Here is a 22,354-nt window from a genome sequence, read left to right on the forward strand (position 1 = left end):
TTTGGGTGAGCCATCATTCTTGCACAATGGCTTCAACCATTCATCCACTTGAAGAGGCTGGACATGAAGATTGTCGTTATTGGCGGAACGGGGCTCATCGGTGCGAAGGCAGTCGCCATTCTGCGCGCACAGGCTCACGATGTACTGGCCGCATCGTCGCGCGGCGGTGTGAATGCCGTCACGGGCGAAGGCTTGAAGGAAGCGTTGACGGGCGCGCACACGGTTATCGACGTAACGAACGCGCCTTCTTGGGCGCCCGATGACGTGATGGCGTTCTTCCGCACGTCGACCATGAACCTGATCGAAGCCGGACACGCAGCGGGCGTGAAACATCATGTGGCGTTGTCGATTGTCGGCACGGATCGCATGCCGGACAACGGCTATTTTCGCGCAAAGGACGAGCAGGAAAAGCTGATTCGCGAATCGGGTTTGCCTTACACCATCGTACGCGCGACGCAGTTCTTCGAGTTTCTGCAAGGCATCGCCGATGTCTGTACGAGCGATGACCAAACGCGTCTCTCGCCGCATCGATTTCAGCCGATTGCAGCGGACGACGTGGCCGCCATCGTCGCGGATATCGCGCTGACCGCGCCGCTGAATGGCGTGCTCGATATAGCCGGACCGGAGCGCGCGCCCATGAACGAATTGATATCGCGCTATCTGCAGGCGGTGAGTGACACGCGCGATGTCGTCGTCGATACAAGCGCCACGTACTTCGGCGGCACGCTCGAAGAAAATTCGCTCGTGCCGCTCGCCGATGCGCGTCTGGGTCGCACGCGTCTTGCAGACTGGTTGCGCCGCGAAGCCTGAATCAGAAGATGTGCATCAGGCCGACATACGCACCCGTTTGCGATTCTCCCGCGAGCGGGCTCGTGCTGGGCGTCGTGTCGCGCGGCGTGGCGAACACCGAAAACGTGCCGTTCGCGCTGTTGCGCACGTAGGCTACCGTGCCATAGACGAACGTGCGCTTGGTGAAGTTGTAGGTCGTGCCGAGCGCATAGAGCGTCGCGTGACTGGCTGGATCGTGCGCCGTATCGCCCGTGCCGTCGCCCACGTGAATGTAAAAGCCCGCGGCCGTCACGGCCCATTGCGGCGTCCACTGGTAAGTCGCGCCGAGCCAGTAGTGATCGGCGCTATCCGCCACGCCTGCGGGCGAATCCGGCGCGGCGTAGTGCGTGTACGCGGCCTGCAGCTTGAACTTGTCGACCTTCACGTTTGCACCGACAAAGTATTCGCGCGACGCCTGGAAGATGTTGTCGAGCCGGCCATCCACGCTGCGCAGTTCATCGTAGATGCCGCGCACGTCGAGCATCGACGAATGATAGGTAAGCATGATGCCGTCCGAGCGGCCGAACTCGCCTGTCGCGCCCTTGTTGAACGCGCCCGGCTGATTGCCGAACGCATACTGCCCCTGCACGTCGAGGCCATGAAACACCGGGCTGTGATATTCGACGTTATTGCTGCTTTGCTGCCAGTTGCGTCCTCTCACGAGCGATGCCGACGACACCGCCTGCTGCACGAAGGGATCGAATTCCCAGACGCCGTCGCTATCGATGAAAAGATTACGGCCGGCCTGCAATTGCCCCCACTCTTTCGAAGTCAGCCCCACATAAGCGCGTCGCGACCACATGCGTCCGCCGCCCGTTGTGCCGTTCATGATCTGCAAGGCGGTTTCGAGCGTGAAGATGGCCGACGTGCCGCCGCCCAGATTTTCGATACCTTTCAGCCCGAACATGCTCGTGCCCCAGTCGCCGCCTTCGGCGCTCCAGCGCGAGGACGTGCCGCCTTGACCGTTCGCCACGTGGTTCAGATATTCGATGCCGCCATCGAGACGGCCATACATGGTGACCGTGGATTGCGCATACGCGCCCGACGCAAAACCTGTCGATAAGAACAGGATACTTGCCGCTTTGATCAAACGATGTCTCATGATGTGTTGCACTCCTTTGACTGGCGCAATCTTATTGACGGAAGTATCTCCGGCAGCAACATAGCACCAACTCGCGAAGTCTTCACGAATGACGGCGATGGAACATGTTAAGCATACAATCGCGTCTCTCACCGACTCGAAGCCTCGCCGCATGATCAAGCCTAAACAACGCGACGCCGAACGCACGAAAGCGGCCTTGCTCGAAGCCGCCGCCGAAGCGTTCGCTCAAAACGGTTTCGCCTCCACGCGCGTGGAAGACGTCGCGCAAAGCGTCGGACTCACCAAACGGCTCGTCTTTTACTACTTCGATTCAAAAGAGAAACTGTATATCGCGACGCTCGAAGCGGCGTATCAGCGCATCCGTCGCGAGGAAGAAGCGCTCGGCGACGCCAACATGCCACCACGCGAAGCGCTCGCGCAAATCTGCGCCTTCACGTTCGATTATTACGTGAGCCATCCGAGCTTCGTGCGGCTCGTGGCAAGCGAGAACATAGAAGGCGGCGCATTCCTCGCGAAATCGGGCGTGGTGCGCGAAAGCAATCAGGGCATCATTCGCCTGCTCGACGCCATCCTCGAACGCGGCCGCGAGCAAGGCGTATTTCGCCGCGATGTCAGCGCGAAGGACGTGCACATGACCATCAGCAGCCTGGCTTTTTTCTGCATCGCGAATCAGCACACCTTCGGCACGCTGTTCGATATCGACATGAAAGCCGAAGCGTTTCTCGTGGCCAAGCGCGCGCAGATCGTGGATATCGTCGACCGGTTTTTAATGCCTTCTAGCAGTTGACGGGTCTTCTCCGTACCCGCCAGCCAGGACGCGCTTACGTTGAAACCGATTCAACCGGCAATTTCGAAGACAAATTCGCCGGCGATTCTTATGTTTTTCTTATAAATGGCTTAAGGGACAAACCCAAGTATCTCTCTTGATTCGGATCGCTAAGATTCTCCTCGAAGTTGTACGACCACATGAGAGGATTGCGCCGCCTTATCGGATGACATCAGGCAGCGTTCTCCCTCGGATGACGTATTCAAACAACGAGGTTTTGACCCAAGCATGAGAAATTGCATCCACAGCAGTTCAAAGAGAGAAACCAAGAGCAGTCCGTCGCGGATCGCGGCCGCGTGGCTTTTATCGGTTACGACGGTTTTCGCGCTCGGCGCTTGCGGCGGCTCTTCGTCCACGCCGACAAACGCGGCGGTCGAGAATAACGGCGAAGCACCGGCGGCTTCCGAGGCTTCGGCGGCTTCAGCGGCTTCGTCCGCTGCGCCTGCATCGGCAGCTATTCCTGCATCGACCGCTACACCGGCGCCAACTGCCTCCGACGCCACGCCTGCGCAAACCGCGTCCGATGCCGCGCCCGCCAGTGACCCAGCCGTCGTCACGCCGCCCGCAGGCTTCAAGGTCGGCACGACGCTCTACGACGCCGCATTGCCGCCCGAACCGTCGTTGCCCACCGCCGCGCAAGTCTGCAAGGAACTGCCCGCCACGCTCTCCGCGCTGCCAAACGGCCTCCTGCCCGATAGCGCCGACGCCACCGACACTGCGCCCGACACCGCGCGCATTCAGGCCGCGCTCAACGACTGCGCGAACAAGTCGAGCACGAGTCTCGCGACCAACAAGGCCGTGCATCTGATGGCCGGATCGGGCGGCGCGAACGCGTTTCTCGCAGGCGCGCTGACCATGCCGACCGGCATCACCTTGTGGATCGATCAGGGCGTCACGCTCTTCGCGTCGCGCGACCCACGTCAGTACGACAAGACCAAGGGGACGGCGAGTTGCGGCGTCATCACCGCGAGCGACAACGGCTGTCTCGCGCTCATCAACGCGAGCAAGGTCGCCAATGTCGCGGTGATGGGCGACGGTGTCATCGACGGGCGCGGCGGCAGTCCCCTCGTGAGCAGCGTGCCGAACGACCCGAATCTGCTCAAACGCCCCGACGGCACCACCATGAGTTGGTGGGACATCGGCTGGAAGGCCAACAAGGTGCTGAATCAGGCGCAGAACAATCCGCGCCTCGTCCAGATCAGCAACGGGCGCAATTTCACGTTGTACCGCGTGACGTTGCAGAATGCGCCGAAGTTCCATGTGGGGCCGAGCGGCATCGACGGCTTCACGGCATGGGCCGTCAAGATCTACACGCCGACGGCCGCCTATGAAGCCATGACGAACTATCTCGGCATGCCGTATAGCCCCGCCACCGCGAAGAACACCGACGGCATCGATCCCGGCAGTTCGGGCGTCATCACGAGCAATGCGGGCAATCCCGGCAGGCTCGCGGGGGACGCGAGCAACATCCTGATCGCCTATTCGTTCATCCGCACCGGCGATGACAACATGGCGATCAAGGGCGGCACGGGCACGGTCAACGGCCGGACCTATAACCTCACCGTTGCGCATAGTCACTTCTACGAAGGCCACGGCATGTCGATCGGCAGCGAAACCGCTGGCACCGACAACGGCGCGGCCAATCCGGATGTCGTCGCGGTCAACGGCGTCTTGCCGAGCGTGAGCAACGTCAATGTCTACGATCTCGCGATCGACGGCGCGGACAACGGCCTGCGCATCAAGTCGGACTGGAGCCGCAGCGGACTGATCTCGAACATTCGCTATTCGAACATTTGCATCCGCACGCCTTTGTCGTCGCCGGACGGCAACCCGCAGGCACTCATCTTCTCGCCGTATTACAGCGCGATGAAGAATGGCGGCCTTTATCCGAACATGCAGGGCATCGCGCTCGATGGCGTGCGTATCGTGAATGCATCGAGCTATACGTTCCAGGGCTTCAATTCGGCAAGTCCCATCATGCAAGGCTCCGGATGGTCCGGCGGCACGGCGGGTGTGCCGAATCCGCCGGTCGTGAATCCGCTCGTGATTTCGCTCAACAACGTTATCGCGGATATGGCGCCGGCTGGCTTCGCCGTGTCGGATGCGCTTATTGCCATTAGAGCGGATGGAACGAATCTGCCCTTTCAGACCGCCGGCAGCGTGACGGTCACGCGTTCGACCAACACGGGCACGTCAGGCCCGGTCGATTGCAGCGCCGCCTTCGTGCCTTTCCCGGGGCAAGGCGCGTAACGCAATAAGAGACTCGAATAAAAAACGGGCGGCTCCCGCATGAGCCGCCCGCAAGGTACTGCAAGAACCGCGATGCTTACTTCTGTGCGATGGTCGCCTTGTTGCCCGTGCCCGTTTGCGTCACGACAGCCGTGTTGCCGTAGCCAGCTTGCGTCACCGATGCGTTGTTGCCCAGGCCGATCTGCGTGATCACGCCGACGTTGTTGGCGCCCGTTTGCGACGAGGTCGCGACGTTGCCGAAGCCCGCTTGCGTCAGCAGCAGGTCTTCATACGAGCCCGACTGCGAAGCCTTCGCCGTGTTCAGATCGCCGATTTGCGACGACACGATGTTCGATTCACCCGCGCTGTCCTGCGTCAGATCGGCCTTGTTCGACGAGCCGAGTTGCAGCGAGCTTGCCGTGTTGCCGCCGCCGAAGCGCTGTGCAACCGAAGCCGTGTTGTTGCTGCCGGTCTGGACGACGGTCGCGTGGTCGTTCGAAGCGTACAGTTGATCGACGTAAGCGGTGTTGAACGCGGCGCCCGACTGAACGATGTTGGTCGTCTCGTTTTGCGCGTTGATCTGGTGCACGCTTGCAAGGTTCGGCAAGTTGGCGCCGCTCTGGTCGATGGTCGTGTGGTTGTTGCCACCGTTGGTCGACGAGACGTTGGCGATTTCCGCGCCGTTCTGCGTGATCTTGACCGTGTCGGCGTATTCGTTGTTTTGCTGAACCGACGTGTCGGTCACGCCGCCCGTTTGCGTCACGGTCGTGTCGTTGTAGCCGCCGCCCGTGGTTTGCACCACGGCCTTGCCGTGGTCACGGTCTTGCGAAATCTTCACCGTGTTGCCGATCGTGGCCGATTGCGTCACGGTGGCTTCGCCGCCGTCGATCTTGCCGTACTGCGTCGAACCTTGATTGATGGTGACGGTGTTCGAGCCGCCGCCCGTTTGCGAGATCGTCGACTTGCTGTTGGCGCCGTATTGGTTGACGGTGTCCTTGTCTTGCGACGCGTTGGTTTGCGTTACGTTGGCCGTCGAGTTCGTGCCGTTCTGCGAGATGCGGGTGGTTTCGCTGTGTGCGCCGTCTTGCGTGACCGTCGCGCCGAGCTTCGAGTTCGCCGCGCCGCTCAGTTGCTTGATGTCGGTGTCGTTGTTCGAGCCGTTCGACGACGTGACAGTAGCTTGCGCGTTGTTCGCGCTTTGCAGAACATTGACCGTGTCGTTGCTCGATGCCGTCTGCGTCACGGTAGCCGTGTTGCCGGCGCCGATCTGCGTCACGAAGGCTTTTTCGCCTACCGACGAGTTGTCGGCGAAAGCTGCCGTCGATGCCAGTGCTGCCAGACCCATAGCGATGATAGATGCCTTGACTTTCATTTTTATGCCTCGTTGATTTGATATTTTGAGTACTTCGATTAGTCACCCTAACGGCTGACGGCCCCTACCGTCAGCCGGCACGACTCCACCTACTCTCCTGCATCACACCTTACTGCGTTACCGCGGTCTCCTCTCACCCTGGCACTCGACCATGGCGTTCAGGCACCTACTTCATGAGGACCGAAGCCCTCGCGCCGCCCGTCTGCGTCACAGACACGCCTGCGCCGTTGCGGCTTTGCAGGATGGAAACCTCGTTGCCGGCGCCGTACTGCGTCACCTGCGAAGACATCGAGGAACCGATCTGCGTGACCGCTGCTGCATTACCGCTGCCGCTCTGCACCGTGACCGAGCGGTTGTTCGTTCCGGCCTGATAACCGGCGTACTGGTTGCCGCTGCCCGACTGCGAAAGCGCCGTCCAGTTGTCGTTGCCTGCCTGCGCCGTCGCGGCGGCGTTCGCCACGCCCGCCTGATTGGCGAGCAGCACGTTCTGTCCTGCCTGCACGCCGACAATGCGATTGCCCGCGCCCGCCTGATTGACACGCGCCGTCTGCCCGCCGAAGCCCGGCTCCGAAGGACCGAAGTCCGAGATCGGCGAGAGGTCCGCCGCGAACACCGCGAGCGATGCACTCACGACCGCGCCGCACGCCGCGAGCAGCGCGATTTTCGGGGCGCGTGTCAAGGAACGCATTGACTTCATTTCACTCTCCTCCATCAATGTGCCTTAGCTCTTGGCCGCCGATGCGCTCGGCGGATCGATCTTCTCGGGGCTATACGCGGGATTGATCTGCTCCATCGTCGCGGCATAGCCCTGGTTTTCCTGCAAGTAGCGCTGCATGGTCGGGTCATACCAGTCCTTCGTGTCCTTGAGCGACCACGACTGATTAGCCACGCCTTGCACGATCAGATGCACGAGCGCCGATTCGATCGCTTCGTTCACGCACAACTGTTGCGGCTCGTTGCGCGTCATGCCGAGTTCGGCCTGCAACAGATCCTTGAAGCCGATGAAGCGGTACACGCCCGTATCGACCTGAATCGAATAGATGGTCTTGGTGGTCGAGACGCTGTTGAGAATGGTGCCGTTGCGAATATCCACGGCACGCAGGTTCACCGTCACCTGATCCACGCGATACTGCTGCGACGCCGAAATCCCCAGATACGCGACGCCCGCGCCGCCCGTGCGAATGTTCGAGTCGTAGCCGACGATGCCGCCTTCCAGCACGATGCTCGCCGGCGCCAGCGACCCTATCTGCGGAATCGCGCGGTTCTTGTCGTCGGGCGTTTCGAGCGCCCGCATGATCTTGCGTTCGGTGAGCAGGTCCTGGAGATTCTCGCGTTCGACCGGCGTGAACCAGCCCGAATCGCGCATGGCTTTCACGAGGAACGACGCGCCGCCTTGCGTCACTTGCGAGGAAAACGAACTGTCCGGCGACGGCTTGTATTGGCCCGTCAGATCGCGAAAGCCATACACGGCGGCAACGATGCGTCCCTTCGGCGGCGGCAGATGCGTGAGATCGCGGGTCACGCGCGTCGGCGGCGTGAGGGTTGCGTTTCCCGCCGAGGGCATCGGCGCGGTGACGCAACCGGTGAGCAGCATCGAGCCGATGACGGCGGCGCCGAGCGCGGCGCGCATCGCGGAAAATTTGAAGTTGTTCTTGTTCATGACGATGTTCGAGCTCACTGTCCGTTGCCAACGACGAAGGTCGTCGATGCGCCCGTGGTCTTGTCCGTGGTCGTCACTTGCAGATTGCCGCCCGTGACTTGCGTGATCGCAATCGAGAAATTGCCCGTGTTGATCGTGCCCGGATGCAAGGTGCCGTCGGTGCCGACGATCGAGCTCGAAATCGACGATGCGACGCGCGACAGGATCGCCTGCTGCAGTTGCGTGTTGAACTGGTCGAGCGTGGACTGGCTGCTCGTGCCGAGATCCGACAGCGACGGGTCCTTGTACTTGTTTTGAGCGTTCGCTTCGTTGAGCAGGTTCGTGCCGTTCAGCGGATTGCCGCCGAAGTTCGGATTGACCGGTTCATAGACGAGCGAGGTGGCGTGTGCGGCGGCGAGCGTCGTCGAGAGCGCGCAGGCGAGCATCGCGCGTTTTGCGGGCGCAGTGATCTTCATCGTGAATCCCCGTGATTGGCCGTGTTGCTTTTTTTAGAGTTCGTCCGTCGCCATGTCGGCGTCGCGGAACAAGAGGCGCGATATGTCGGCCTGCATGACGTTCTGAAACGCGATCTGCGCCGCGTTTTCCGCCACCGGCTTCACATTGGAGCGGGCGATCGGCAGGAACGCCTGGAACACGCGGCGTTGCCCGAACTCGACCCACACGAGGCTGCCGTAGCGCGCCGAGGGCCGCTCGTGCACCGAGACGATGTAGCGCTCGGAGAGGGGAATCGCGCCCCATGCCTGCGCGAACCAGTTGTAGAAGTCCTGGCCGGCGAGCGTCACGGTGTCGGTGGTGACGACGCCGCCGAGCGCATCGTCGAGCGGCTTCTGACCGTTGACGTCGGCGCCGCGGGCACGCGGGGTATCGGCGAGGGTATCGCCCTTGTCGAGCGATGACGAACCGTTCACCGTGCCGCGCGAGCTGAGAGGCGCGCCATTGGCGGCGGGCAGCGCGGTGCCGCGGTTCAGCGGGCTGGGCGTCGGCGTGCTCGGCAGCGAAATGAGCGGCTGAGCTTGCGCCGAGCTCGTCACATGCGTGGCGATGGCCGGCGCTTCCGCATCCTGCGCGTGAGCGCCCGTGATACTTCCCCAAAACGTGATGCACACTGCGGTCGTTCGCCGGAGGGTTTTAAAACCCTTCTCGAGCGAATTGTTTTTATCTCGCTGCATGACTTCCCCGTAAGCCTCTGGCCGCTATGGTGCTGCCTTGAAGCGTTTGTTTTTATTCGTAAGACGGAACCGATTCTGATCGAGACGCGACGGCTTTTATGTTGTCGTCGCCACATTCGACTGAGGAAAGTCGCAAGAAATGAAAACGTGTTGGAAAGGCCACTCAAAGCCAGTTGAAAATCACTGTAAAGAAACGTTTGCCGATGCCGTTAATCGGTGCAGAGCGTGCCGAATTAGGGTTTTCCACAGGCAGCGCCGCTGACAGAATTGATTGCGACAAGAGATAACGATGGTTTTCAGCTACAGAGATATGTTGGTCACGCCGGCAGCAGTCCGGCATGGAGATGCGTTTGCCGCAATGGCGCGCATTCAGGACGTGGACGGCCGCGAGCGCTCGGTGCAACTGCCAGGGGAATTCGATTGCGTGGAAGAAGCGATCAGGTTTGCGATCGCTTCGGGGTTCGAGTATATCGATGGGACTTGTAATTGAAGGGTTCAGCGCTGTCTGGACTGGCGGCGGCGCTAGCCGCTACCGCGCCTTCAACACCCTCAACCCCGAATCATTCAACGCATTGCCCACGCGCGCTTCGCTTTCAGCTGGCGCCTTCTTCGCTTCGCGAATCGACAGATACCGCAGGCAGCACACGCGCAAGAATGAGGCGAAGTTGGTTGGCATCTCGCCACGCAGTGCGATCAACTCGTCGTAGAGCTTCACCGCGAACTGACTCGTCGTCAGATTTTCGCGCTCCGCGATTTCCTGCAGCACATCCCAGAACAGATTCTCCAGCCTGACCGTGGTGATCACTCCGTGAATGCGCAGCGAGCGCGTGCGCGATTCATACAGAATCGGATCGGCGTTGATATAAACCCCGCACATGAGAAAGCCCTCCCGTGATTGCCGGTCAACCCTACTCCCGGGCGACTCGTCCAGCAATCGAGTCGGACCCGGAAGCATGGCAGGCGTTAGCGCATCCGTTCAAACACGGCGCGCGTTCATCTGTCCCGCGATGTAATCCGCCTGCCGGATCGCGAGCGTCACGATGGTGAGCGTCGGATTTTCCGCCGCCCCCGTCGTGAACTGGCTGCCGTCGGAGATATACAGGTTCGCAACCTCGTGGGTCTGGCCATGCTTGTTGCACACGCCGTCCTCGGCACGCGCGCTCATACGGGCCGTGCCGAGATTGTGCGTCGATGGATACGGCGGCACGCGATACGTCATCTTCGCGCCGGCCGCCTCGTACACGGCGCTGCCCTGCTTGTAGGCATGCTCGCGCATTGCCTGGTCGTTCGGATGATCGTCGAAATGGACGTTCGCCACAGGCTGGCCGTATTGATCCTTCACGTCCGAATTGAGCGTCACGCGATTCGTCTCGCGCGGCATGTCCTCGCCGACGATCCACATGCCGGCTGTGTAAGCGTACTGATCCATGGTCTGCGCGAAGCTCGGACCCCACGCGCCCGGATCCACGAAAGCAGCATAAAACGGCAGACCGAGCGACACCGTTTCCAGATGGTAGCCACCCGCGAAACCGCGCTTGGGATCGAACACGGCTTCATCCTCGATGATGCCCGCCATCGTCGTGCCCTTGAACATCTCGACCTTGTCTTCGAACACGCCGTAGACCGAACCCGTCGTGTGGCGCATATAGTTGCGGCCCACCTGTCCCGAGCCGTTCGCGAGCCCGTCCGGAAACTTGCTCGATTGCGAGTTCAGCAAGAGGCGCGGCGTCTCGATGGAATTGCCCGCCACCGCGACGACGCGCGCTTTCTGACGTTGCAGCTTGCCGCTCGCGTCGTAGTAGACGACGCCGCTCGCCTTGCCGCGCGCATCGTGTTCAATGCGCACCACGTGCGCCTGCGTGCGCAACTCCATGTGCCCCGTGGCCTGCGCGCGCGGCAGTTCGGTATAGAGCGTCGACCACTTCGCGCCCATGCGGCAGCCTTGAAAGCAGAAGCCACGCTGGAAGCAATGCGCGCGGTCGTCGCGCACGGTGCTGTTGATCGCCATGTGGCCGGTGTTGCATTCCTTGTATCCGACCTTCTCCGCGCCCGCCGACATCACCTTGAAGTTGTTGTTGCCGGGCAGTCCGGGGAAACCGTTGGTGCGCGTGACACCCAGCTTCTTCTCTGCGCGGTCGTAGTACGGGTTCAGCTCGTCGCGCGTGACGGGCCAGTCGAGCAGGTTCGCGTCCTTGATATCGCCATACGTGGACTTCGCCTTGAACTCCCACGGCTGGATGCGCAGGCTCGCGCCCGCCCAGTGCACGGTGGTGCCGCCCACCGTCTTGCAGATCCATGCGGGCAGATTCGGGAAGTCCTTCGCCACGCGCCACGACCCGGACGTCGTGCGCCTGTCGAGCCACGACAGCATTTGGAACGCGTTCCATTCCTCCGTCGCAAAATCGCTTTGCGTATGCGAGCCGCCCGCTTCCAACACCACCACGTCGATCCCTTTCTGCGCAAGTTCGTTGGCGAGCGTCCCGCCGCCCGCGCCCGAACCGATGATGACGACCACGTGGTCGTCGCTCTGCTTGAACTGCACCTTGTTGCCTGCGTACATGTCTGTCTCCGCTGTGTCCGCTGTATCGCGAGAGTCGGCGCTGCTGCCTGCTCGCCCGATGTCGTTTCGATCCGCGCGCAATCAGCCGTCTTTCGGAATCGGTCCGCTTGCGGCGACCGGCGGGTCCGGCAGCCATGACAGATTGTTGAAGCCCTGATAGAGATAGCCTCCGTCTCCCTTCGATGCCCCATAGCCGAAGTGCGCATACGCCATCGCGTTGCTGTAGAGCGAGACGACCGCGGTGCTGCGAATGGTTTCGAAGAACGGTGTGCCGGCAAGCGCCGCGACATCCTTTGCCTGGTCCGCCGCGGCGCGTTTGGTCCAGTCGGAACCGGCGCCGGCATCGAGCTTGCCGATGCCATCGGCGAGTTGTTGACGCACGGCCGGATCGGCCTTGGCCTTCGCGTCGAGGTCTTTGACGACGAGCGCATACACGGCGTTGTCCAGCGTGGGATGCGGAAACACCTGGCGCGTGAACGCAAGCAACACTTCGCCCTGATGCGTGTCGAACCCTTGCAGTTCGAGCGCCCACACGCGGCTTGGCGCCAGGCTCGCGAACACCGAGGTTACGGCGAGCGTGCCGACCAGCACGCCCGAACCGCGCAGGAATTCGCGTCGTGTCAACGCAATTTTAGGCGGCGCGGCTTGCGTTTCCGAGTGCCGCACGCCCGCCTCGATGACGTCGCCCGCCCGCCGCGGCGCGACGATCGGAATGATCGTGTCTCGCATGTCTATCTCCTTGTGGGGTACTGCAACAGCTTATTTATGTGTATGCGCTGCTCGAAATCGTGTTACTGATAATGGCCGTGCCGCTCCAACACTTCGATCTTGTATCCGTCCGGGTCCTGAATGAAGAAGTAACGGGCGATGAGCGCGCCGTCGTCGTCGCGGAATTCGCGCAGGTCGTTGGGCGTCATGCCCAGTTCGATGAGACGCTCACGCTCGGCCTTGGCATCCGCGACACTCACGGCGACGTGTCCGTAGCCATCGCCATGGGTGTAGGGCTCGGCGCGTCCCTTGTTCCACGTGAGTTCGATTTCAGCGTCGGTTTCGTCGTTACGCAAATAGACGAGCGTGAAGTCCGGGAAGTCCAGCCGGTGCGCCGTCTCGAGATTCAGCGCGTTCTGGTAAAAGCGCAGCGAGCGGTCGAGGTCCCGCACACGAATCATCGTGTGGATCAGCTTTGACATGGCGTCTCCTCCTTGTGACGCAAGTTTAGGGAGACGCTTGGGGTCAAGGTAATGCCCGGCTAAATAGCCGACTCGGGACTTGCCCTGAGAGGCGAATTGAAAGCCTGCCGCGCCGCCGCAAAAATTTTTGCGTGCGCTCTTGTGCATTGCGATGCCGCTCTCTATAATCCGCCGCTCCACAGGCTCGTAGCTCAGTTGGTTAGAGCACCACCTTGACATGGTGGGGGTCGTTGGTTCGAATCCAATCGAGCCTACCAACGAATGCATTGCATCAAGAAAAAACGCCGCGTCATAAAAACGCGGCGTTTTTTTTCGTCGATCAAATCGAGTGTTTTCAGTCCCAGCAGTTACGGAACGCGACAGCGGCGATCACCGGCACGGTGAGCACGAGCGGAATGGCGAAGTAAGGCACTTCCAAATCCACGACCCAGCTATAGATCAGCCAGCCGATACCCACGCCAAGCGTGCCGATGCCAACGAGCGCGGTCAGCACGTTGAGCATGACGGGAGACATCCGCTTCTTGGGCGTTTCCTTGGTCGATGGAGTTTCCATGATGGCGGCAGGCGCATTCGAACGCGCGACAGATAAACAAGTCGATTGTATACCCGCCTGCGAGCCGTGCCGACAAGCAGGCCGCAGCGTCAGCCCGCTGCCAGCCGCTGCACTTTCGTGACTGTCTTGAGCAGCGAGTCGAGCGGGACCGGCCGGCTCAGCAAATAGCCCTGCACCTTGTCGCAACCCGCCTCGCGCAGACAGTCCAGCTGCTCTGCCGTTTCCACGCCTTCCGCGACGACCGTCACACCGAGCTTATGCGCGAGCTCGATCACGCCTTCCACCACGATGCGCATCATCTCGTCGGTGGCGATGTTATCGACGAAAGACTTGTCGAGCTTCAGCACGTCGGGCCTGAAACGCGTCAGATAGTTGAGACTGGAATAGCCGGTGCCGAAATCGTCGATGGCAATCCGCACGCCCATCTCGCGCACTTTCGACAGCACGTCCTGTGCATCGTCGACGTTTTCGATCAGCGCCGACTCCGTAATTTCCAGCGTGACGTTGTTCGGGTCGATACAGCATCGCTTGATCGCGTGCCTAAGCACGGAGACGAGACGCGGATCGCGGAACTGTTTCGGCGATACGTTCACCGCCATCGAATGCACGGCGGGCATTGCATGCGAGAGTCGGGACGCCGCCTGCACGGCTTCGCGAATGATCCAGTGCCCCGCTTCGACGATCAAGCCGCTCTCTTCGAGCATCGGCACGAACGCGCCCGGACCGAGCAGACCGAGCAGCGGATGATTCCAGCGCAACAGCGCTTCCACGCCCACGAGCGTGCCGGAATCCACGCGATATTGCGGCTGGAAATGCAGCAGGAACTGGTTCTGGCGAATCGCGTTCAACAGTTCGGATTCGAGATGCGCGCGCGCCAGTTCGTCCTTCTCGCGCTCGCCGAACACGCGGAACGTGTTGCGGCCCGCGCGTTTGGCCGCGTACATGGCCATGTCGGCGCTGATGAAGAGCGACTCGGGCGAACTGCCGTGCTCGGGAAAGAGCGCCACGCCGATCGAACAGGTCATCGCGATGCTCTTGCAATCCATCGCTATCGGGCGATGACACGCAATGGCAAGCCGTCGGCACGCCCGCGCGATTTGTTCGTGATCGAACGCGCCCGGCAGGATCACGGTGAACTCGTCGCCGCCCGGCCGCGCGACGATTGCATCGGGCGGCAGCGCTTCCTGAATGCGCGAGGCCAGGGCTTTGAGCACGGTGTCGCCGGCGGTGTGGCCGGCGGTGTCGTTGATGGACTTGAAGCGGTCGATATCGACGAAGAGATAAGCGAACGGCTCGCCCGATGCGCAGCGCGCGTCGAGCGCCTCGACAATCGCGTTGCGATTATGAAGACCCGTGAGGCTGTCGATGTTCGCCAGGCGATGCAATTGCTGAAGCCGGTTGCGCTCCTCGGTGGCATCGACGCAAACGCTCACCACGCGCGACACCGCGCCGTCTTCGCTGACGGGATAGATATCCGCGCGAACCCAGCGCGTGCGTTCCTCCGGCAAGCGCAAACGGAAATAGCTTTGCGCGGGCATGGCCGTGTTGACGGCGGCGCGCATCTGCGTGCGCAGCCCGGCGATATCCTCGGGATGCACGCGCTGCGACCATGCGGTCTCGTCCGCTTCGAGCGCGGACACGGGCATTTCCCACATGCGCTCGAATGCCGAACTCACATGCAGCAGTTCGCGGAAGTCGTGGCTCGCGGTCCAGAACACGGCATCGACGTGATCTTCCATGTCTTTCTGCACGCGCGCCTTGCCCCGCAATTCGTCGATGAGCGTGCGCTCCGCCGTGATGTCGCGCGACTTGCAAAGTACCGCTATCAGCTTGCCGAACTCGCCGTAGACCGGCGCGAAAGTGGAAGTCCACCAGCGCAGATTGCCGCGCATGGTGCAGCACGCGCCGGTAAAGGACGTGGATTCGCCGGCCTTGGCGCGTTCGAAAGCGCGGCGCGCGTCGGGGCCGTGCCAGAGCGCGAGCCAGTCGATGCCGACGACATCGTCGGCGGCGCGCGCTTCGATCAGGCGCTGGCCGACTTCGGAGATGCAGACGACCTTGCCTTCCGGACTCAAAAGCTTGATGCAGTCGTCCGCGATGGAGAGAAGACCATTCGAGAGCTGACGCGCGACGAAGGTTTGCCGGTGCGCGCGCTGCATCTGCTGGATCACGACGACCGCCGCGATGGCGATGGCCGCCAGCAGCAGGTTCCACGGCAGCGGAATGAAAGGCGTCACCGCGGCGACCAGCAAGACGCCGAAGAACGCGGCTCCAAAGCCGTCCAGGCGCCGTGTGCATTCGACATAGTGAGATTCGCCGGCCACGCTTTCGCCGATGATCCCGAGAAAATCAGACGCTCTGCCCTGCACCTTCGACCCCGTCCGCTGTTGCTGTTGCTTTTGGTTTATCTTACTGATGCATAACGGCGGGATCGGTAAATACTTTAGATGGGATGGAAAGCGCGCTCAATCGCGTTTCAACACCGACGCAATTTCCTTCGCCAGTTGCTCCGCCCGATAAGGCTTGTTCAGCAGCGTCACGTTGGGCCGCAGCACGCCGTCGCGCGAGATGATGTCGCGGGTATAGCCGGACGCGTAGATCACCGGCACCGGCTGCGGCTGGGCGAACGCCCATTCGGCGAGATCGGCGCATTTCACCTTGCCTGGCATCACCACGTCGGTCAGGATCACGTCCACGCCGATGCCGCTTTCCAGCACGCTCATCGCCGCGTCGCCGCTTGCGGCCTTGAGCACGGTGTAATGCATGGCTTCGAGAATCGCGACCGTCGAGGAGAGCACGGCGACGTCGTCGTCGACGACGAGCACGGTTGCGCTGCCCGTGTGCGTGGGAATGCTGCCGGCTTCGGCCGACGAGGTCTCGTCGTCGTAACTGCGCGGAAAGTAGATCTCCACCGTCGTGCCGACATCCACCGTGCTCGACACATGGATATGGCCGCCCGACTGCTTGACAAAGCCGAACACCATCGACAAGCCGAGCCCCGTGCCGTGTCCTTCCGGCTTGGTGGTGAAGAACGGCTCGAAGGCGCGTTCGAGGACATCGGGCGGCATGCCCGTGCCCGTATCGGATACGGAAAGACGCACGTATTCGCCGGGACGCAGGTCGTTGCCCTCGCACGCGGCGTGATCCAGCGACTCGTTCGAACACGTGAGCGTGAGCCGGCCATCGCCGCTAATGGCGTCGCGCGCGTTGATCGCGAGATTGAGGAGGGCGTTCTCCAACTGATTGCGGTCGACGCAGAAATTCCACGCCTGTTCCGGCAACGCGGCGCCGATCACCACCGACGCGCCCACCGCGTGCTGCAGAAGTTCGCGCAACTCGGCAAAAAGCCGCTGCGGATTGATGACCACCGGCGAGAGCGGCTGCCGCCGCGCGAACGACAGCAGTTGCGAGGCGAGCGTCGCGCCGCGCTGCACGGCGTCCAGCGCAGCCTGAACGCGTTCGGGCACGCGCGGGTCGGTTGGCGGCAGATACTGCATCAATTGCAAATTTCCGCTGATGGCCTGCAGCGTGTTGTTGAAGTCGTGCGCGACGCCGCCCGTCATCGCGCCGAGCGCTTCCATCTTCAGGCTTTGACGCAATTGCGCCTCGACCGCGGTGCGCGCCGCCACGGCTTCGGAAATCTTGTCTTCGAGACCGCGCGTCAGTTCCTTGAGGCTTTCTTCGGCGATCTTGCGGTCGTTGATATCGACGATCACGCCGGGAAACCGCTGTGGCGCTCCGGCTTCATCGTATTCGCAGCGGCCGGACGCGAGAATCCAGATCCAGCCCTCGTCCGGCGTGCGGATGCGATATTCGGCGCGATACGGTGCGCCATCGCGCAAGGTCGCGGCGATCAGCGAAGTCACGCGTCCGCGGTCGTCCGGATGGATGATCTCGAGCGCCGCCTCGATCGGCAAGCCGGTTTCCACTTCCTGAAGCGAGAAGAGGAAAGTGCGCGCGAAACGTTCGTCGCCCTTCACGCGGTTTTGCGTGATTTCCCATACGAAGGTGCCGCGCACGGCGCCCGAATTCAACGCGAGTTGCAGCCGCTCGTTGGTTCCGCGAAACGCCGCTTCGGCCGCACTGCGATTGCGTTCGAGCAGCACGCGCTCGGTTGTCTCGACGACGACTGCAAGCACGCCCACCGGCACGCCTTCATCCGATGCAACCGGGCTGTAGTGCAGATCGAGCCATGTTTCGACGGGGTCGTGCTCGCGCGCCAGCACGAAGCGCGTGTCGCGGTAAGTCAGCGACTCGCCGCGCATGCCCGAATCGATCACGTTACGGTTGAAGTCCGCCGCCTCGGGCCATGCCTTCTCGATAGCCATGCCGAGGATGCCCGGATGCCGCACACCCGAGAACTTCGCATAGGCTTCGTTGTAGACGAGCGTGCCTTCGTCGCCCCAAAGCAGGGCCATCGGCAATGCGTTGGGCAGCATGACCTGCACGACCGACCGCAAGACCGGCGGCCAGTCGCCGATCGGGCCCAACGGCGTTTTGCGCCAGTCGAAATCGCGTATGAAGCGCGCCGTTTCGCCGACCCATGAATCGAGTTGAGGGCGACCGAAAAAAGTCGAATCCAAATCGGGGAATCCTTTTCCTTTGAACGATGCGCGAAGGGCGCGCACCAATCCGACAGAGTAAAGCTAATTCGCGGCGCGCGAAATGTCGGAGTAGCGTGTTCGCAAGGGGGATGCCTGGTCTTCGACTCGAGGCTTGACGGTTTCGGCACAGCGCCGGTGCATCATTCTGGCTTCGGCTTTTTCACGGCTCTTATCTTGCCTGTGCGCCCGCCGCCGCAAAAGAAGCGCTCGCCGCCGTCCGATTCGAGTCCCGAGACGCCCACGCCTTCCGGCATGTCGAGCCGCTCGAAGACTTCGCCGGTGGCCGGGTCGATGCGTCGCAGTTCGCTAGCGTCGCTTTCCCACGTGGCGTGCCAGAGTTCGCCATCGACCCAGGTGACGCCCGTGACGAAGCGATCGGAATCGATGGTGCGTAGAATTTTGCCATCGCCCGGATCGACTTGATGAATCTTGCGCTCGCGATATTGTCCGACCCAGAGCGTGCCTTCTGCCCACGCGAGACCGGAATCGGCGCCACCGCCGGGAGCGGGAATGGTCGAGACGACCTCGCCGGTTTTTGGATCGACCTTTTGAATGCGGTCCTCGGCAATCTGATACAGATGCTCGCCATCGAAGGCCGTGCCCGCGTGCGCCGCGACCGCGAGCTTGCGTCGGGTCTTGCCGCTTTCGGGGTCGAGCGCGTTGAGAGCATCGCCCGAGGCGAACCAGACTTGCTGTCCGTCCCAGCTCACGCCGTGCACGCCTTCCACTTCGGGAAAAGGTCCGTATTCGCAGATGATCTCCGCCTTTGCGCGTTTCATGTCGCCTTCCTCTTTGCTCACTGGTTGATCGAGACTTCATGCTAGTCGTAGGCCAAACCAGCAGGGAGTAACAAGGCCGTCGTGAAACCGGGCAGGGGTGCGGTCATCCAGCGGCGCGCGCGTCCTTGTCCGTATGCCTGAACCTTGCCCGCCGCCGCGAGCGTCGTAAGCGCGCGCTGTACCGTGCGCTGGCTCGATCCAAGCGCCAACGCAAGCGCCGAACTGGACCACGTTTGACCATCGGCGAGAACGGCCAGCAGCGTCGCGTAGGCGTCTTCCGTCGGCTGCGCCAGAACGACGACTTCATCTGCCCGACGCGGCGTCAGCGTGAAGCCGCGCGGCGTCGCGCTCACCGTTGCGAGCGATTGCAGCATCGTCCTCAAGCGCCCGATCTCGACCCGCAAGCGCGCCCGATGCGTGTCGTCCGCATGCTTCATGCGAAACGCCCGCACGATGAGCGTGTCGCGCGGCACATCGTCCGGCCATGCTTCAGCAAGCGCGCGCGCCAGCGTGAAAAGCACCGGACGCGTGGCGAGCGCAATGGTCACGCCGCCTTCGCGCACGACATTGCGACACGCATCCACGATGAACGCAGCCGATGCAAACAGCGCCTCCACTTCATCGAGCCGCAGGAGCCGCGCTTCGCCTTGTGCGATACGCCTGGCCGCTGGCGCATCGAGCACGCTCGACGCGCTTTCCGCTTCGGCTTCGAGCGCGGCGATACCCGACCGATGCGCCGCCTCTCGCGCGCGCGTCAACGCTTCGCGCGCAGGCTGCGTCTCCACACGCCGTATCGCGATTGCCGCCGCAATGAGTTCGCGCGCGGCCTCCGATGCCGGTGGAAGACTTACCGCGTCGAGCGATGCGAGCAAGAGCCGAGCATCGTCCAACCGGCCGAGCAACGCGAGCCTGCGCACCGCCAAAATGCGCGCATGGACCGCGTTGACGTGGTCGCCATGCGCTTCGAGCGTGACGCGCGCGGCATCGAGCGCTTTCTGCGGCCACGCAAGATCGCGCGATGCCAACGCGATCTCCGCTTCGGCGACCACGCATCGCGAACGCGCAACCGCTTCCTTCGCGCCGAATCGACGCGCCGCGCTGCGCAGCAAGGTCTTCGCGCGCGCGAACTCGCCGAGCTGCGCCATGGCGATGCCACGCAGTGCGAGCGCGGCGGCGTCGTCGCGCAATGCAACACGATTGAGCGCGCCAAGGGGGTCGCCGGCCGCGAGCGCGCGCGCCGCCGCGTTGATCAGTGAATCCATGTCGCCTCAAATTCCCGCCACAATTGTCACTCCCCTCAGCTGTGCGTCCGGTACTAATCTAACACCGTGCATTTCGAAACCTCACTCGGGAGACAAGCACGATGACGAGTCATACGACAGGAACGCGCGACGACTGGCTGGCCGCACGCTTGAGCCTTCTTTCGCGCGAAAAGGAACTCACGCGGCAAAGCGATGAACTCGCCGCGGCACGTCAGGCGTTGCCGTGGGTTCGCATCAACAAGACTTATCGCTTCGATACGGAAACAGGAAGCGCCACGCTGGCTGACCTATTCGGCGGCCGCTCGCAGTTGCTCGTTTATCACTTCATGTTCGGGCCGGACTGGAAGGCGGGCTGCCCGTCTTGCTCCGCGATCGCGGATGGCTTCGACGGTTTCGCCATTCATCTCGCGCATCACGATGTCGCGCTGTGGTGCGTGTCCCGCGCGCCCATCGAGAAGCTCGCGGCCTACAAGAAGCGCATGGGATGGCACTTCCCATGGGCCTCCGCGCACGATGGCGACTTCAACTTCGACTTCAACGTGTCGTTCACCGAAGAGCAGCAGCGCGACGGCAGCATCGAATATAACTATGCGAAAAATCGCCACGCGATGGATCAGAAAGACCCGCCCGAAACCGTCAAGCAAGGCGCCGCCGATGTCGGCACGACCGCGCCCGCGTATTCGCTCGACAGACCAGGCTTGAGCGTCTTCGCGATGCAGGACGGCGACGTCTATCACACGTACTCGGCCTACTCGCGAGGTCTCGACAGTCTCTGGGGCATGTATCAGTGGCTCGATCGCGCGCCGAAAGGCCGCAACGAAACCGGCAACTGGTGGAAGCGTCACGACGAATATCCGGGCTGAAGGCGCGGGGCAATCGCGCCAGTTAGGCAGAGCGATGCACGCATAAATCGCGCGAATCGCGTAAATCGGTATGGCGTACGAACCCGAGCCGCAAACGCCGTATTAATTACCCATTTTTTTCGGATTATTTTTCTTTCTCTTTCTTCTACCTTGCTAACGATGCGAAAGATTTCGCATTGTGAAGCGGCCGCTGAAAATCGCCGACAAAATCGCCGATATAAACAAACGACGAAGCGAGAAGAAGATGAAAAACGCGCTGACGGTCTCCATTTGCCTGCCCACTTGCAACCGGCCCGAACTGATCGTGCAGTGCCTCGACTCCTGCCTCGCGCAGAAGTATCCGCACATCGAAATATTGATCGGGGACGACTCGCGTGACGATCTCACGCAGCAGCTCATCGCCGCGTGCTACGCGCACGACGCGCGCGTGCGATATGTACGCAACGACGTGCCGCTCGGGCAAGCACGCAATGTGTCGAGCCTCTTCGAGCGTGCGACGGGCGCGCTCGTCATGCTGATCCACGACGACGACTATCTCGTGCACGACGCCGTCGCGCGGCTCGCGGCGCTTTGGGCGACGTATCCGCATCTGCAAGTCGCGTTCGGCGATCAATACGAGGTCGATCCCGAAGGTCGCGTCGATGTCCATAAAAGCGCGGCGCTCAATGCGGCGTTCCATCGAAAACGGCGCGCGCAAGGCATGCAGCCGCTGCCAGGACGAACCGGTCTTGTGCAAATGTTCCCCAACAATGGCTGGATGGCGCTCGCGGCGCTCGTGCGGGCAGTGGGGTATCGCGAGGAAGTCGGCGCGTGCTGCGATTACGTGTTCGGCGCGCAGTTGTGTCTGGCGGCCAAGCATGTCTACTATCTGCACGAATACGTTTCGTACTATCGCAAGACGACGGCTTCCGTGTCGCGCAGCACGCGCCGTTCGGTCAGCGCGGCAGCGTTTAGCGCCTACCAGTTCGTTTCGGCGATGACGCTCGATCCATCGCTCGAAGCGGCGCGCGGCATCGCGTTGCGCCGGTTGGCACCGATCGTCGTTTCGCTGCACGCGCGGCACGATGCGCCGCTCGCCGCGCTGCGCGTCGCCTTCGAACATCCCGATGCCTATACGTATGGCGCAAGTCTCAGGCTCTACTATCACCTCTTGCTGATCGTGCGCGCGCTCGTCGCCATGCGTAGCCGGCAGCGTTCAGGCACGCCGCGTTTTCCCTGATGCGCTGAATGTCCGAGGTTTTCGCACGGTCGATCTCAAAGCCGCGCAGTTATCGGTAACCGTTTCCCTAAAGGCCATCGCGTTGCGGTCGTTATACAGGCGGCCGGTGACATTTCACTGGCCGCGTGGCAGGCGAGA

At 62.0% G+C, this 22,354-nt stretch carries 21 protein-coding genes and 1 tRNA gene; 7 read left to right on the forward strand and 15 right to left on the reverse strand.

Annotation, left to right across the window (positions count from 1 at the left end; translation table 11 throughout):
* The first annotated feature begins 63 nt into the window (after window positions 1-63).
* A complete protein-coding gene (locus NCT04_RS26840) occupies window positions 64-810 on the forward strand; it encodes an SDR family oxidoreductase (protein ID WP_250468522.1) in 747 nt (248 codons plus the stop codon).
* 1 nt (window position 811) lies between these two features.
* Here NCT04_RS26840 and NCT04_RS26845 read toward each other — a convergent pair whose 3' ends face one another.
* Window positions 812-1,930, reverse strand: a complete 1,119-nt coding sequence (locus tag NCT04_RS26845) for a porin (RefSeq protein ID WP_255784700.1) — start codon at window positions 1,928-1,930, stop codon at window positions 812-814.
* A 151-nt stretch (window positions 1,931-2,081) separates the two neighbouring features.
* On the opposite strand from NCT04_RS26845, the gene NCT04_RS26850 reads away from it, so the two are divergent.
* Window positions 2,082-2,717 carry a TetR/AcrR family transcriptional regulator gene (locus NCT04_RS26850; RefSeq protein ID WP_244830063.1) on the forward strand — a complete coding sequence of 212 codons (636 nt, stop codon included), beginning with the start codon at window positions 2,082-2,084 and terminating at the stop codon, window positions 2,715-2,717.
* A gap of 267 nt (window positions 2,718-2,984) precedes the next feature.
* Window positions 2,985-5,006 carry a glycoside hydrolase family 28 protein gene (locus NCT04_RS26855; protein ID WP_250468524.1) on the forward strand — a complete coding sequence of 674 codons (2,022 nt, stop codon included), beginning with the start codon at window positions 2,985-2,987 and terminating at the stop codon, window positions 5,004-5,006.
* Window positions 5,007-5,082: 76 nt separating this feature from the next.
* Here the strand turns inward: NCT04_RS26855 and NCT04_RS26860 are convergent, their stop codons facing one another.
* The 5 genes from NCT04_RS26860 to NCT04_RS26880 all read right to left on the reverse strand — a co-directional run bounded on the left by NCT04_RS26860 (window position 5,083) and on the right by NCT04_RS26880 (window position 9,186).
* On the reverse strand, window positions 5,083-6,357 hold the full coding sequence (locus NCT04_RS26860) for a hypothetical protein (protein ID WP_250468526.1): 1,275 nt from the start codon (window positions 6,355-6,357) through the stop codon (window positions 5,083-5,085).
* A gap of 166 nt (window positions 6,358-6,523) precedes the next feature.
* Window positions 6,524-7,054 carry a hypothetical protein gene (locus tag NCT04_RS26865; RefSeq protein WP_244830059.1) on the reverse strand — a complete coding sequence of 177 codons (531 nt, stop codon included), beginning with the start codon at window positions 7,052-7,054 and terminating at the stop codon, window positions 6,524-6,526.
* Window positions 7,055-7,078: 24 nt separating this feature from the next.
* Complete coding sequence (locus tag NCT04_RS26870) at window positions 7,079-8,017, reverse strand: CsgG/HfaB family protein (RefSeq protein WP_244830057.1); 939 nt, start codon at window positions 8,015-8,017, stop codon at window positions 7,079-7,081.
* Window positions 8,018-8,031: 14 nt separating this feature from the next.
* Complete coding sequence (locus tag NCT04_RS26875) at window positions 8,032-8,472, reverse strand: curli assembly protein CsgF (RefSeq protein ID WP_250468527.1); 441 nt, start codon at window positions 8,470-8,472, stop codon at window positions 8,032-8,034.
* Between the two features lie 33 nt (window positions 8,473-8,505).
* Window positions 8,506-9,186, reverse strand: coding sequence for a CsgE family curli-type amyloid fiber assembly protein (locus NCT04_RS26880; protein WP_250468529.1), 681 nt, complete (start codon window positions 9,184-9,186; stop codon window positions 8,506-8,508).
* A gap of 289 nt (window positions 9,187-9,475) precedes the next feature.
* Here NCT04_RS26880 and NCT04_RS26885 point away from each other — a divergent pair, with 289 nt between their 5' ends.
* Window positions 9,476-9,676 (forward strand): hypothetical protein, encoded by a 201-nt coding sequence (locus NCT04_RS26885; protein ID WP_244830052.1) that lies wholly within the window; start codon window positions 9,476-9,478, stop codon window positions 9,674-9,676.
* Between the two features lie 39 nt (window positions 9,677-9,715).
* Here the strand turns inward: NCT04_RS26885 and NCT04_RS26890 are convergent, their stop codons facing one another.
* The 4 genes from NCT04_RS26890 to NCT04_RS26905 all read right to left on the reverse strand — a co-directional run bounded on the left by NCT04_RS26890 (window position 9,716) and on the right by NCT04_RS26905 (window position 12,936).
* Window positions 9,716-10,063 carry a ribbon-helix-helix domain-containing protein gene (locus NCT04_RS26890; RefSeq protein WP_250468531.1) on the reverse strand — a complete coding sequence of 116 codons (348 nt, stop codon included), beginning with the start codon at window positions 10,061-10,063 and terminating at the stop codon, window positions 9,716-9,718.
* Window positions 10,064-10,162: 99 nt separating this feature from the next.
* Window positions 10,163-11,746, reverse strand: coding sequence for a GMC family oxidoreductase (locus NCT04_RS26895; RefSeq protein WP_250468533.1), 1,584 nt, complete (start codon window positions 11,744-11,746; stop codon window positions 10,163-10,165).
* 81 nt (window positions 11,747-11,827) lie between these two features.
* Window positions 11,828-12,475 (reverse strand): twin-arginine translocation signal domain-containing protein, encoded by a 648-nt coding sequence (locus NCT04_RS26900; RefSeq protein WP_244830046.1) that lies wholly within the window; start codon window positions 12,473-12,475, stop codon window positions 11,828-11,830.
* 62 nt (window positions 12,476-12,537) lie between these two features.
* The gene (locus NCT04_RS26905) at window positions 12,538-12,936 is read right to left on the reverse strand and encodes a VOC family protein (RefSeq protein WP_250468535.1); all 399 of its coding nucleotides are present in this window, start codon (window positions 12,934-12,936) and stop codon (window positions 12,538-12,540) included.
* Window positions 12,937-13,116: 180 nt separating this feature from the next.
* On the opposite strand from NCT04_RS26905, the gene NCT04_RS26910 reads away from it, so the two are divergent.
* Window positions 13,117-13,193: transfer RNA gene (locus NCT04_RS26910), tRNA-Val, on the forward strand.
* A gap of 77 nt (window positions 13,194-13,270) precedes the next feature.
* Here the strand turns inward: NCT04_RS26910 and NCT04_RS26915 are convergent.
* From NCT04_RS26915 to NCT04_RS26935, 5 genes are all read right to left on the reverse strand, one after another.
* Window positions 13,271-13,489, reverse strand: a complete 219-nt coding sequence (locus tag NCT04_RS26915) for a hypothetical protein (RefSeq protein WP_244830044.1) — start codon at window positions 13,487-13,489, stop codon at window positions 13,271-13,273.
* Window positions 13,490-13,578: 89 nt separating this feature from the next.
* Entirely contained in the window at window positions 13,579-15,813 is a 2,235-nt protein-coding gene (locus tag NCT04_RS26920; RefSeq protein ID WP_250468537.1) for a putative bifunctional diguanylate cyclase/phosphodiesterase, read from the reverse strand.
* A gap of 141 nt (window positions 15,814-15,954) precedes the next feature.
* Window positions 15,955-18,072, reverse strand: coding sequence for a hybrid sensor histidine kinase/response regulator (locus tag NCT04_RS26925; RefSeq protein WP_250468544.1), 2,118 nt, complete (start codon window positions 18,070-18,072; stop codon window positions 15,955-15,957).
* A 161-nt stretch (window positions 18,073-18,233) separates the two neighbouring features.
* Window positions 18,234-18,872, reverse strand: a complete 639-nt coding sequence (locus NCT04_RS26930) for a Vgb family protein (protein ID WP_250468546.1) — start codon at window positions 18,870-18,872, stop codon at window positions 18,234-18,236.
* Window positions 18,873-18,913: 41 nt separating this feature from the next.
* Window positions 18,914-20,134, reverse strand: a complete 1,221-nt coding sequence (locus tag NCT04_RS26935) for a helix-turn-helix domain-containing protein (RefSeq protein ID WP_250468548.1) — start codon at window positions 20,132-20,134, stop codon at window positions 18,914-18,916.
* Between the two features lie 101 nt (window positions 20,135-20,235).
* Here NCT04_RS26935 and NCT04_RS26940 point away from each other — a divergent pair, with 101 nt between their 5' ends.
* Window positions 20,236-20,997 carry a DUF899 domain-containing protein gene (locus NCT04_RS26940; protein WP_250468550.1) on the forward strand — a complete coding sequence of 254 codons (762 nt, stop codon included), beginning with the start codon at window positions 20,236-20,238 and terminating at the stop codon, window positions 20,995-20,997.
* A 244-nt stretch (window positions 20,998-21,241) separates the two neighbouring features.
* Entirely contained in the window at window positions 21,242-22,216 is a 975-nt protein-coding gene (locus NCT04_RS26945) for a glycosyltransferase family 2 protein (protein ID WP_250468552.1), read from the forward strand.
* Window positions 22,217-22,354: the final 138 nt, after the last annotated feature.

It is taken from the genome of Caballeronia sp. GAFFF2, assembly GCF_023631485.1.
Classification (GTDB): Bacteria; Pseudomonadota; Gammaproteobacteria; order Burkholderiales; family Burkholderiaceae; genus Caballeronia.

Coding starts and splice junctions, on each gene's coding strand:
- NCT04_RS26840 (WP_250468522.1), top strand. CDS start 64: ATGAAGATTGTCGTTATTGGCGGAACGGGGCTCATCGGTGCGAAGGCA.
- NCT04_RS26845 (WP_255784700.1), bottom strand. CDS start 1,930: ATGAGACATCGTTTGATCAAAGCGGCAAGTATCCTGTTCTTATCGACA.
- NCT04_RS26850 (WP_244830063.1), top strand. CDS start 2,082: ATGATCAAGCCTAAACAACGCGACGCCGAACGCACGAAAGCGGCCTTG.
- NCT04_RS26855 (WP_250468524.1), top strand. CDS start 2,985: ATGAGAAATTGCATCCACAGCAGTTCAAAGAGAGAAACCAAGAGCAGT.
- NCT04_RS26860 (WP_250468526.1), bottom strand. CDS start 6,357: ATGAAAGTCAAGGCATCTATCATCGCTATGGGTCTGGCAGCACTGGCA.
- NCT04_RS26865 (WP_244830059.1), bottom strand. CDS start 7,054: ATGAAGTCAATGCGTTCCTTGACACGCGCCCCGAAAATCGCGCTGCTC.
- NCT04_RS26870 (WP_244830057.1), bottom strand. CDS start 8,017: ATGAACAAGAACAACTTCAAATTTTCCGCGATGCGCGCCGCGCTCGGC.
- NCT04_RS26875 (WP_250468527.1), bottom strand. CDS start 8,472: ATGAAGATCACTGCGCCCGCAAAACGCGCGATGCTCGCCTGCGCGCTC.
- NCT04_RS26880 (WP_250468529.1), bottom strand. CDS start 9,186: ATGCAGCGAGATAAAAACAATTCGCTCGAGAAGGGTTTTAAAACCCTC.
- NCT04_RS26885 (WP_244830052.1), top strand. CDS start 9,476: ATGGTTTTCAGCTACAGAGATATGTTGGTCACGCCGGCAGCAGTCCGG.
- NCT04_RS26890 (WP_250468531.1), bottom strand. CDS start 10,063: ATGTGCGGGGTTTATATCAACGCCGATCCGATTCTGTATGAATCGCGC.
- NCT04_RS26895 (WP_250468533.1), bottom strand. CDS start 11,746: ATGTACGCAGGCAACAAGGTGCAGTTCAAGCAGAGCGACGACCACGTG.
- NCT04_RS26900 (WP_244830046.1), bottom strand. CDS start 12,475: ATGCGAGACACGATCATTCCGATCGTCGCGCCGCGGCGGGCGGGCGAC.
- NCT04_RS26905 (WP_250468535.1), bottom strand. CDS start 12,936: ATGTCAAAGCTGATCCACACGATGATTCGTGTGCGGGACCTCGACCGC.
- NCT04_RS26915 (WP_244830044.1), bottom strand. CDS start 13,489: ATGGAAACTCCATCGACCAAGGAAACGCCCAAGAAGCGGATGTCTCCC.
- NCT04_RS26930 (WP_250468546.1), bottom strand. CDS start 18,872: ATGAAACGCGCAAAGGCGGAGATCATCTGCGAATACGGACCTTTTCCC.
- NCT04_RS26935 (WP_250468548.1), bottom strand. CDS start 20,134: ATGGATTCACTGATCAACGCGGCGGCGCGCGCGCTCGCGGCCGGCGAC.
- NCT04_RS26940 (WP_250468550.1), top strand. CDS start 20,236: ATGACGAGTCATACGACAGGAACGCGCGACGACTGGCTGGCCGCACGC.
- NCT04_RS26945 (WP_250468552.1), top strand. CDS start 21,242: ATGAAAAACGCGCTGACGGTCTCCATTTGCCTGCCCACTTGCAACCGG.